We start from the raw sequence: 10,699 nt of genomic DNA, 5'->3' as shown, positions 1-10,699 counted from the left end.
TGAGTTGAGAAGCTTGCTGGAGGTATCAGAAGTGCGAATGCTGACATGAGTAACGACAATGGGTGTGAAAAACACCCACGCCGAAAGACCAAGGTTTCCTGCGCAACGTTAATCGACGCAGGGTTAGTCGGTCCCTAAGGCGAGGCTGAAAAGCGTAGTCGATGGAAAACAGGTTAATATTCCTGTACTTCTGGTTATTGCGATGGAGGGACGGAGAAGGCTAGGCCAGCTTGGCGTTGGTTGTCCAAGTTTAAGGTGGTAGGCTGAGATCTTAGGTAAATCCGGGATCTTAAGGCCGAGAGCTGATGACGAGTGTTCTTTTAGAACACGAAGTGGTTGATGCCATGCTTCCAAGAAAAGCTTCTAAGCTTCAGGTAACCAGGAACCGTACCCCAAACCGACACAGGTGGTTGGGTAGAGAATACCAAGGCGCTTGAGAGAACTCGGGTGAAGGAACTAGGCAAAATGGCACCGTAACTTCGGGAGAAGGTGCGCCGGTGAGGGTGAAGGACTTGCTCCGTAAGCTCATGCCGGTCGAAGATACCAGGCCGCTGCGACTGTTTATTAAAAACACAGCACTCTGCAAACACGAAAGTGGACGTATAGGGTGTGACGCCTGCCCGGTGCCGGAAGGTTAATTGATGGGGTTAGCTAACGCGAAGCTCTTGATCGAAGCCCCGGTAAACGGCGGCCGTAACTATAACGGTCCTAAGGTAGCGAAATTCCTTGTCGGGTAAGTTCCGACCTGCACGAATGGCGTAACGATGGCGGCGCTGTCTCCACCCGAGACTCAGTGAAATTGAAATCGCTGTGAAGATGCAGTGTATCCGCGGCTAGACGGAAAGACCCCGTGAACCTTTACTATAGCTTTGCACTGGACTTTGAATTTGCTTGTGTAGGATAGGTGGGAGGCTTTGAAGCGTGGACGCCAGTTCGCGTGGAGCCATCCTTGAAATACCACCCTGGCAACTTTGAGGTTCTAACTCAGGTCCGTTATCCGGATCGAGGACAGTGTATGGTGGGTAGTTTGACTGGGGCGGTCTCCTCCTAAAGAGTAACGGAGGAGTACGAAGGTGCGCTCAGACCGGTCGGAAATCGGTCGTAGAGTATAAAGGCAAAAGCGCGCTTGACTGCGAGACAGACACGTCGAGCAGGTACGAAAGTAGGTCTTAGTGATCCGGTGGTTCTGTATGGAAGGGCCATCGCTCAACGGATAAAAGGTACTCCGGGGATAACAGGCTGATACCGCCCAAGAGTTCATATCGACGGCGGTGTTTGGCACCTCGATGTCGGCTCATCACATCCTGGGGCTGAAGCCGGTCCCAAGGGTATGGCTGTTCGCCATTTAAAGTGGTACGCGAGCTGGGTTTAGAACGTCGTGAGACAGTTCGGTCCCTATCTGCCGTGGACGTTTGAGATTTGAGAGGGGCTGCTCCTAGTACGAGAGGACCGGAGTGGACGAACCTCTGGTGTTCCGGTTGTCACGCCAGTGGCATTGCCGGGTAGCTATGTTCGGGAAAGATAACCGCTGAAAGCATCTAAGCGGGAAACTTGCCTCAAGATGAGATCTCACTGGAACCTTGAGTTCCCTGAAGGGCCGTCGAAGACTACGACGTTGATAGGTTGGGTGTGTAAGCGCTGTGAGGCGTTGAGCTAACCAATACTAATTGCCCGTGAGGCTTGACCATATAACACCCAAGCAATTTGCGTCGAAGAGACCAGATTGCGGTGTGTGAAGACGAAACGAACCGAAAGTTCGATGTTCACAAAACACCGAAAGCTGTCACATACCCAATTTGCTGAAGCGAGGCCATCTGGTCACGAGTCAGTACCCGAATTTCTTGACGACCATAGAGCGTTGGAACCACCTGATCCCATCCCGAACTCAGCAGTGAAACGATGCATCGCCGATGGTAGTGTGGGGTTTCCCCATGTGAGAGTAGGTCATCGTCAAGATTAAATTCCGAAACCCCAATTGCGAAAGCAGTTGGGGTTTTGTTTTGCCCGCAGGAAAGTTTTTTACTCGCGACAACGAACAAATTTGCACAGTTATTTTCGAATCAGAACACTAGAATAGCCCCACCTTATTCGGAGCCAGAGCCTTTATGTCAGAGTCGGTTGACGCCCCTGGGCTGTCAGATTTACCGCTGGAAGACTTGGTGGCCTGTCACGAGTGCGACCTGCTGATGCGTAAGCCAACGCTTGCCCATGGCGAGAAAGCGCTCTGCCCACGCTGCGGTTACGAGTTGTACGCCCATCGCCATAACGTGGTGCAGCGCAGCCTCGCCCTGGTGATTGCAGCATTATTGCTGTACATCCCGGCAAACTTTTTACCCATCATGCAACTCAATATCCTCGGACAGTCTTCGCAGGATACGGTCTGGAGCGGCGTGCTTGGCTTGTTCAACACCGACATGCAGGGTGTTTCCATTGTCGTATTCCTGTGCAGCATGGCCATACCGCTGCTCAAGTTGCTGTGCCAGTTATTCGTATTGCTGACGATCCGTTTCGATATCGGCCGCAGTTACGGCTTGTTGCTCTATCGCATTTACCACCACCTCAAAGACTGGGGAATGCTCGAGGTCTACCTCATGGGCGTACTGGTGGCGATCGTCAAACTGGCTGATATGGCAGCGATCACCGTTGGTCTTGGCCTGGTATGTTTCATTGGTTTGTTGTTGGTACAGGTATGGCTGGAGGTGGTGATGTCACCGCATCAGATCTGGCAGGCGTTATCAGGAGAGGACGCTCATGCGGGCGATTGATGCGGGCATTCTGGTGTGTACCGAATGCCACGAATTGAACAAGCAAGAAGCCGACACCGACGAGCAAACCTGCACCCGTTGCGGTGCACTGGTTCATGCCCGGCGTCCAAACAGCCTCACCCGCACCTGGGCACTGCTGATCACGGCAGCGATCATCTATATTCCGGCCAACGTCTTACCAATCATGACTGTCAGTTCTTTGGGTCAGGGTGATCCGAGCACTATCATGTCCGGCGTGATCCAGTTGGTGCAGCACGGCATGATTCCGATTGCTGCGGTGGTGTTTATCGCCAGTATTCTGGTGCCGACCTTCAAACTGGTGGGCATCGCGCTGCTGCTGTTTTCGGTGCAACGACGTCAACCGTTGTCCGCCCGTCAGCGCATCTGGATGTACCGTTTTATCGAGTTTATTGGCCGCTGGTCGATGCTCGATATTTTTGTGATCGCCATTCTCGTGGCGGTCGTCAACTTCGGCCGGCTTGCCAGTGTCGAAGCCAATCTTGGCGCCATCGCTTTCGCCAGTGTGGTGATTCTGACGATGCTCGCCGCAGTAACTTTCGATCCCCGACTGATTTGGGATAACACGGAGTCGGACGACGACCATGACTGATTTGCCCGTAGCGAAAACCCGACCGGCCTCGAACTGGTCTGCCATTTGGGTACTGCCTCTGATCGCGCTGATCATCGGCGGCTGGCTCGGCTGGCGTGCCTATTCCGAGACTGGGATCGAAATTCAGATCCGCTTCGAGAGTGGCGAAGGCATCCAGGCCAACAAGACCGAGGTCATGTACAAAGGCATGTCGGTCGGGAAGGTCAAGGCGCTCAAACTCGACGACGAAGGCAACTCCAAAGGCGTGATCGCCACCGTCGAGATGAACAAAGACGTCGAGCAATACCTCAAGACCAGCACGCGTTTCTGGCTGGTCAAGCCAAGCGTGACCCTGGCCGGCATCACCGGTCTGGAAACCCTGGTCTCCGGTAACTACGTGGCCATCAGCCCTGGCGAAGGCGAACCTGTGCGCAAGTTCAAGGCGCTGGCCGAAGAGCCGCCGCTGTCGGATGCCAAACCCGGCCTGCATCTGACCATCAAGGCCGATCGTCTCGGTTCGCTGAACCGTGGCAGTCCGGTGTTCTACAAACAGATCAAGGTTGGCCAGATCAAAAGCTATGTGCTTTCGGAAGATCAAAGCACCGTTGAGCTCAAAGTCTTCATTGAGCCGACCTACGCCAAACTGGTGCGCAAACATACGCGTTTCTGGAACGCCAGCGGCATCAGCATCGACGCCAACCTGTCCGGCGTGAAAGTGCGCAGCGAATCGCTGGCCAGCATCGTCGCCGGTGGTATCGCCTTCGCCACGCCGGAGAACCGCAAGGACAGCCCGCCGACCGATCCGAGCCTGCCGTTCCGTCTCTACGAAGATTTCGATGCTGCTGCGGCCGGGATCCGGGTGAAGGTCAAACTCAGCGACTTCGAAGGCCTGCAGGCTGGCCGCACGCCGGTGATGTACAAAGGCATTCAGGTCGGCAACCTGAAAGCATTGAAGATCGACCCGGATCTGAACAGCGCCACTGCCGAGCTGACTCTTGATCCGTTGGCCGAAGACTATCTGGTCGATGGCACCCAGTTCTGGGTGGTCAAACCGTCGATTTCTCTGGCCGGTATCACCGGGCTGGAAGCGCTGGTGAAAGGTAACTACATCGCCGTGCGCCCGGGTGACAAGGGCGCTGCGCCGAAACGCGAGTTCGAGGCTCGGCCGAAGGCGCCGCCGCTGGATCTGCGTTCGCCGGGGCTGCACCTGGTGTTGTTCACCGATGTCCTTGGCTCCATCGATGTTGGCAGTCCGATTCTGTACAAGCAGGTCAAGGTCGGTTCGGTGCAGAGCTACCAGTTTTCCAAGACTCGCAAGCAACTGGTCATCGGTGTTCACATCGAGAAGGAATACGAAAACCTGGTCAATGCGTCGACGCGCTTCTGGAATGTCAGCGGCATCACGCTGACCGGCGGACTGACCGGCGGCATTCAAGTGAAGAGCGAATCGCTGCAGACCCTGATGGCCGGTGGCATCGCTTTTGAAACACCGCAGGCCAAGGCGCCGTTGCAGAAGCGTATTCCACGTTTCCGCCTGTTCGCCAACCATGATGAGGCGAATCAGAAAGGCGCGGTGGTGACGATCAAAGTCGAACGCGCTGATGGTCTGCGCAGTGGCACCCCGGTGCGCTTCAAGGGACTGGATGTCGGCAAGATTGAAAGCGTCGATCTGACCGATGATCTGCAATCGGTGATCCTCACGGCGCGGATTACCGAAGTGCCGGAGAAGATCGCCCGGGTCGGCAGCCAATTCTGGGTGGTCAAACCTGAGCTGGGCCTGATCAAGACAGAAAATCTGGAAACCCTGGTGACCGGAAAATACGTGGAAGTGCAACCGGCGGCGAAGAATCTGGGGCCGCAGAAGAACTTCGTGGCCCTGGCCAATGCGCCAGAAGTGACCAAGCAAGAGGCGGGTCTGAGTCTGGTCTTGAGCGCGGCCCGTCGTGGTTCGCTGAAACCGGGTGTGCCAGTGACTTACCGTGAAATTACCGTGGGCAAAGTCACCGGTTATGAACTGGGCCAGACCGCTGATCGAGTGTTGGTGCACATTCTGATCGAGCCGAAATACGCACCGTTGGTGCGCAGCGGTAGCCGTTTCTGGAACACCAGTGGTGTCGGGTTTGATATCGGTTTGTTCAATGGGCTGACAGTGCGCACCGAGTCGCTGGAGACGGCGATTCAGGGTGGCATCGCCTTCGCCACGCCGGACGGTGAGCGCATGGGCAATCCGGCGCGCCCTGAGCAGACGTTCCCGTTGTTCGACAAGTTTGAGGATGAGTGGCTGACGTGGGCGCCGAAGATTTCCCTCGGTAAGTAACCCGAAGTTGATGTGGCGTCTATTAAGACGCCTTCGCGAGCAAGTCGAATCGTCGCACCGTCGCTCCCACATTTGGAATGCGTTTCATGTGGGAGCGAGCTTGCTCGCGAAGAGGCCCTTTAATTCAACACAAACCCCAAACCATAAAAAAGGGCCGCGATCCCAGCAGATCGCGGCCCTTTTTTTGCCTTCAGTTAATGCCGATCAAACCGCATCCAGCTCCGGTTCATCCGCTTCAACATTCAGCGTTGCCTTGACCACATCATGGCGACGGATGTACTTCCAGTCCGCCTCATCGATGTAGATGCCCGCCGGGCCGCTGCCGCCTTCCAGGTCGATCGCGACACTGGCGCAGACCTGCGGCTTCACACTCGCCAGAATCGGCACGAAACCCAGTTGCAGACTGGTTTCCAGCAGCGCAGCCTGGTTCTTCTCGTCTATATCCGCTGCTTCATCAAGGTAGTACGGCAGACGTACGCGACCGGCCTGATCGCGGTCCATCAAGTGCAGCAACAAGTACATGTTGGTCAGCGCTTTGATGGTCATGGTCGTGCCGTTGGACGCCGCGCCATCGATGTCGGTGTGGATCACTGGCTGGCCGTTGACCTTGGTGATCTCGAAGGCCAGTTCGAACAAGTCCTTGAGGCCGAGCTGGTTGTGGTTTGCCGCCACCAGCCGTGCCAGGTATTCCTTGGCCTCTTCGTTCTTGTTGTCCTGCTCGGCGCTTTGGCTCAGATCGAACACCGACAGGGTTTCGCCTTCTTCGTACTGACCGGCGCTGTGGATGATCTGGTCGATGTGCTTGAGCGCTTCCTTGTTCGGCGCAAGGACGATGCGGAAGCTCTGCAGGTTGGACACCTGACGCTTGTTGATCTCGCGGTTGAACAGCGCCAGTTGATGCTCGAGGCTGTCGTAGTCGCTGCGAATGTTGCGCAGGGTCCGGGCGATGTCGGTGACCGCCGCGCGACGGGCCTTGCCCAGGGTCAGCGCCTCATCGGTACGGTGCGCGTAAGCGTTGATCAGCAGCGACAGACGGCGCTCCATGTCGTCTTCGCTGTCGAACTTGGCCACGCCTTTCAGACGCACTTGCGCGTACAGCGCTTCGATCTGACCATCGGCGCGAAGCAAGCCTTGCCAGCTGTCCTGATAGTCGTTGAGCAGTGGCAACAGGTTGTCCATCGAATCATCGACCGGATCCATGAACGGCGTACCGAACGGCAGATCCGCCGGCAGCAGCTGACGACGGCGCAGAGCATCGTCGAGGGTGCGTTGCTTGGCTTCCATGTCAGCGATCTGGCGGCCGACCAGTTGCAGCTTGGCCGACAGTTGCTGGACGCGCTCGGTGAACGCATCGCTGGAACGCTTGAGTTCGTCCTGAGCGCCTTCCATCTGCGCCAGTTGCTCGAGCTTGTCGCCTTCCTCGGCACTCAGAGTCTGGGTGCGGCGGAAATCTTCCAGCGCCTTCTGCGCGTCCAGCACTTGCTGGTACAGCGCTTCGGTCTGGGTTTTGCTCGCGGCGCGGTCGGCGGCTACAGCCTGTTGAGTCTTGAGTTGCTTGAGCTCTTTTTCCAGACGCTCTTTCTGATCGCGCAGCGCGGCACGGTCAGCCAAGGCTTGCAGCGCCGGCGGCTCGATGTGCGAGATGTCGATCGACAGGCCAGGCACTTCAAAACGCTCGCCTTTGAAGCCATCGAGAATCAGCTCAACCGATTTGACCCACTCGCCATCTTCGTCGAGGGTAATGCCGTGTTCGCCCAGCGGCAGACTGAACAGCGCGCTGTTGAACAGGCGCATCAAACGCTCGACGTCCTGCTGCGAGAACTCTTCGCGCAGGCGGGCATAGCTGTTGTTGTCGGCGTGATCGAGTTGTTGCTTCACCGACTTCAGGCGTTTTTCCAGATCGCGTACGCGCTCTTCCAGATCTTCAGCGCTGAACTGACGGGATTGCGCCAAGGCACCGGCCAGTTCGTCGTGCGCATCCTTGGCCGCGAGCAATTGTTGCTCAAGCACTTTGACGTCATCGACCAGCGCGAAGCGGTTCTTCAGTACCGACAGCTCGCCGAGCCAGCGCTGGATGCCGGAAATCTCCCGCTCCAGACGCATCAACTCCTGAGTGCCGCCGCGCTGATCGTTTTGCAGGCTGTCCTGCTCGCCACGGTAGTGGTCAGCCTGAATGGTCAGTTCTTCTTTGCGCGCACTGGCGTAGTCCGACCAGGTGCCGAGCAACGAGTCGAGCAGCGGCGACAGGCGATGCAGTTTGCCGCGCAGTATGTCGCGCTGTTTCACGCCGTTGGCCAAGGCCTCAACCAGCGGGCCGGCGGCGACCAGCGAGTTGTAGTCCTGTTCCATCCGGCGCACGTCGCGGAAAGCTTCTTCGCACGCGGCGATGTAATCGACGCTGCCGGAACGCAGGCTGTGTTCGAAGGCGTCGAGGAACAACTGCTTCAACTTGGCCGCAGTGATTTCGCGCATGTGCAGCAGGTTGATAAACAGCGCACGGAAGGTCTTCAGGCTCTGCTCGCTGGTGGAGCGCAGCGGGATCAGCGTCAGGTCGAGCGGGATCGACGTGTGACCGCCAACCAGCAAACGACGCAGCTCGTCCGGCTTGAGTTCGTAGGCTTTCAGGCCTTCTTTCTCAAGGTTGCTGAACAGCTCTTTCTGGCGCAGGCAGGTGTCGTTCTTCTGGTAATGCGCCAGATCGAGCTTGCCGGCATAGGCAAAGAACTGGTGACCGAAACCACCGCCCGGGCCACGACCGACCACGCCGATCACGTGCGGACCGTGCGGCAGATTCACTTCGACAAGGATGTAGCTGGTGTCGGAAGCGAAGTAGAAGCGCCGCGATTGTTCGAGGCTGTACTTGCCGAAACTCATGTCCGACATGCGCGCCAGAATCGGGAATTGCAGGGCGTTGATCGACGCCGATTTACCGAGGTTGTTCGCGCCGTAAACCGACAACGGTTCTTCCAGCGGGAACAGGCCGAGGCTGTAACCGGCGGTGTTCAAAAGGGCAAAGCGGCGGATGCCGTAGCGTTCCTGGCTCATGCGTCGGACTCCTGTTCTTCGGCAATGGCGCGGGCCAGTGCGTCTTCTTCGCTTTCCTCTTCAAACTCTGAAAGATCGAGCGGATCGTCGGTTTCGAGGAATTTGGCTTCCGCCGCTTCGTCGATCAGCACCGGTGCCGGCAGCGGCAATACGCTGTGCACGCTGGCCGCCAGATCGCGGTCCTGCTGTACCGACAGGCACACGTCGAGGAAACGGTGCATTGGCGGCAGGAAGCGATAAACGCCGTTTTCTTCGCTGGCAAAACCGAGTTGAGTCATGCGGCGCATGATCTTTTCTTCGAGCTCTTCAACGGTCTGCACCTCGGCCTGAATGAACAGGTCGCGGTACTTCTCCAGCAGCGATGGCAGTTCTTCACGGCCGAGGCTGCCGCCATCGAGCACGGCGATCGGATCGCGGCCCTGATCGGCCAGGTGCTCAACGAGGATAAAGGTGAACAGCGCCAGACGCTGCGCAGTCTTGTTTACCGCCGCAGCGGCCATGTCCGGCACAAAGTAGTAGAAACCACGGGTGTCGCAGACCAGTTCAAAACCCAGCGCCTTGAACAGCGTGCGGTACTGATCCTGGAAGTTCGACAGTTGCGCGTACAGCTCCGGATCGCGGCGGCTGACGTGGTAACCCTTGAACAGCTCGCGGAAGATCGGCGCGAGTTGCGACAGTTCGGAAAGATCAAGATGCATTGGGGATGCTCGCAGAATTCTCGGCGGCGCTGTCGCTGGCCGAGAGCAGGGCGAAGGAGCGCAGGCTGACCTGGTGCTCGTGAGTGTGGTATTCGCGGCGTTCCAGACGCTCGCGCTTGAAGCGTTTTTCCCGCGACAGGCGCGAGAACCAGTAGAGCAATTCGTCAGTGGCGCCGTCCGGCTCCTGCTCGAGCAGCCAGGTCATCAGATCCGGCATCGGCAAGGCTTCTTCGCAGCGGTCGACCATCTCGCGGACGGTGCGGGGCGCGCGTGGTGCTTCGCCTTTCTGGGTCTTGTGCGCCTTGGGGAAGCGCGCCGGTTTCGGCTCGAAACGCGCCAACGCATAGACGTAGGCTTCGACCTGACTGGCGCTGCCGAGGAAGGTGCTTTGCGGGCGGGTGAACAGCGGCATCGCGGCTTGCGGCACGGCGTCGATGCCTTTACGGCGAATCGCTGCCAGGGCTAACGCGGCACCACGGGTCACGGCGTTGTGCCGGCGCGCTTCTTCACGCAGCGGCAGCAGCAGTTCGCGGGCGTGACGCAACGTCAGTTGGGCGCTGGTCTGCATCTCGAGGATGCGTGCGTGGGTGCGCAGCAGCATGTCGTCATCGACCAGATGGCCGAGGCGCTGCTGTTCGCTGAGCATTTTCAGCAACACGGTTTCGACTTTGCGCACGCCTTGTTCGAAGGCGCCATCGGCGTTCACCAGGTCGATCATCGGCTCGACGTATTCGTCCCACGTCGCCAGTACTTCGGCGTAACGCTGACGCAATGGAATCTGCCGATCGCTGGTCTTCGCGCGCTCGGCGACGGCGACCAGGGCCTGTTCGTCGTTGTCGAGCTTCTTCAGTACGTCGCGCACGCGCATGTCGAGCAGGCGCAACTGGCGGGCGAGATCGTGGCCGTCGCGAACCTCGAACGCGTCCTGGATATACCCGGCCAGACGTTCGAGGTGGCGCAGATAGGCTTCGATTTCCAGGCACAGGCCCAGTCGGTGCTCGCGACGCAGATAAGCGAGGAAATCATGGATCTGTGCGTTCAGCTCGAAACGGTTCGGGCTTTTCGCCACCGGAATCAGGATATCGAGGCGAATCCACACGTCGAGCAGGCTGGTGATGTCCTGCGGCGTGCTGTCGAGTTGTTGGGCGGCCAGCTGCGAGCGCAGTTCGTTGAGGCTCAATGTGCCTTGGTCGAAGTGCTCACACAGTGGCTCAAGCAGTGCCCAGTGTTCAGCGAGGGCGCGCAAGACGCGCTTGGGTTCGATCATCGGAATGCCCGGCTGGTT

The 10,699-nt window shown here is 57.9% G+C and carries 6 protein-coding genes and 2 rRNA genes (1 of these 8 only partly in view); 5 read left to right on the top strand and 3 right to left on the bottom strand.

All coding sequences use genetic code 11. From position 1 onward, the window contains the following. From AB4O11_RS03770 to AB4O11_RS03750, 5 genes are all read left to right on the top strand, one after another. Positions 1-1,688: ribosomal RNA gene (locus tag AB4O11_RS03770) — 23S ribosomal RNA — on the top strand (it extends 1,206 nt beyond the left edge of the window). 152 nt (positions 1,689-1,840) lie between these two features. Continuing rightward, positions 1,841-1,956 (top strand): 5S ribosomal RNA (gene rrf, locus AB4O11_RS03765). Positions 1,957-2,105: 149 nt separating this feature from the next. After that, entirely contained in the window at positions 2,106-2,765 is a 660-nt protein-coding gene (locus AB4O11_RS03760) for a paraquat-inducible protein A (protein ID WP_093441556.1), read from the top strand. After that, positions 2,752-3,375, top strand: coding sequence for a paraquat-inducible protein A (locus tag AB4O11_RS03755; protein WP_093441551.1), 624 nt, complete (start codon positions 2,752-2,754; stop codon positions 3,373-3,375). The genes AB4O11_RS03760 and AB4O11_RS03755 overlap by 14 nt, the downstream gene beginning before the upstream one ends. Beyond that, complete coding sequence (locus AB4O11_RS03750) at positions 3,368-5,671, top strand: PqiB family protein (protein ID WP_257356124.1); 2,304 nt, start codon at positions 3,368-3,370, stop codon at positions 5,669-5,671. Before AB4O11_RS03755 ends, AB4O11_RS03750 begins: the two co-directional genes overlap by 8 nt. 204 nt (positions 5,672-5,875) lie before the next feature. Here AB4O11_RS03750 and mksF read toward each other — a convergent pair whose 3' ends face one another. Genes mksF through mksB form a run of 3 tightly spaced genes read right to left on the bottom strand, consistent with a single transcriptional unit; the run spans position 5,876 to position 10,681 of the window. Next, on the bottom strand, positions 5,876-8,716 hold the full coding sequence (mksF, locus tag AB4O11_RS03745) for an Mks condensin complex protein MksF (RefSeq protein WP_095125806.1): 2,841 nt from the start codon (positions 8,714-8,716) through the stop codon (positions 5,876-5,878). Continuing rightward, on the bottom strand, positions 8,713-9,414 hold the full coding sequence (mksE, locus tag AB4O11_RS03740) for an Mks condensin complex protein MksE (protein WP_007912968.1): 702 nt from the start codon (positions 9,412-9,414) through the stop codon (positions 8,713-8,715). The genes mksF and mksE overlap by 4 nt, the downstream gene beginning before the upstream one ends. Further along, a complete protein-coding gene (gene mksB, locus AB4O11_RS03735) occupies positions 9,404-10,681 on the bottom strand; it encodes an Mks condensin complex protein MksB (protein WP_007912967.1) in 1,278 nt (425 codons plus the stop codon). The genes mksE and mksB overlap by 11 nt, the downstream gene beginning before the upstream one ends. Positions 10,682-10,699 lie beyond the last annotated feature (18 nt).

It is taken from the genome of Pseudomonas sp. H1_D05, assembly GCF_054682705.1.
The sequence above is the reverse complement of the archived record's forward strand: the minus strand, read 5'-3'. Positions and strand labels throughout refer to the sequence as shown.

Excerpts from the sequence above, each read along its gene's own strand:
- AB4O11_RS03760 (WP_093441556.1), top strand. The coding sequence starts at position 2,106 with ATGTCAGAGTCGGTTGACGCCCCTGGGCTGTCAGATTTACCGCTGGAA.
- AB4O11_RS03755 (WP_093441551.1), top strand. The coding sequence starts at position 2,752 with ATGCGGGCGATTGATGCGGGCATTCTGGTGTGTACCGAATGCCACGAA.
- AB4O11_RS03750 (WP_257356124.1), top strand. The coding sequence starts at position 3,368 with ATGACTGATTTGCCCGTAGCGAAAACCCGACCGGCCTCGAACTGGTCT.
- mksF (WP_095125806.1), bottom strand. The coding sequence starts at position 8,716 with ATGAGCCAGGAACGCTACGGCATCCGCCGCTTTGCCCTTTTGAACACC.
- mksE (WP_007912968.1), bottom strand. The coding sequence starts at position 9,414 with ATGCATCTTGATCTTTCCGAACTGTCGCAACTCGCGCCGATCTTCCGC.
- mksB (WP_007912967.1), bottom strand. The coding sequence starts at position 10,681 with ATGATCGAACCCAAGCGCGTCTTGCGCGCCCTCGCTGAACACTGGGCA.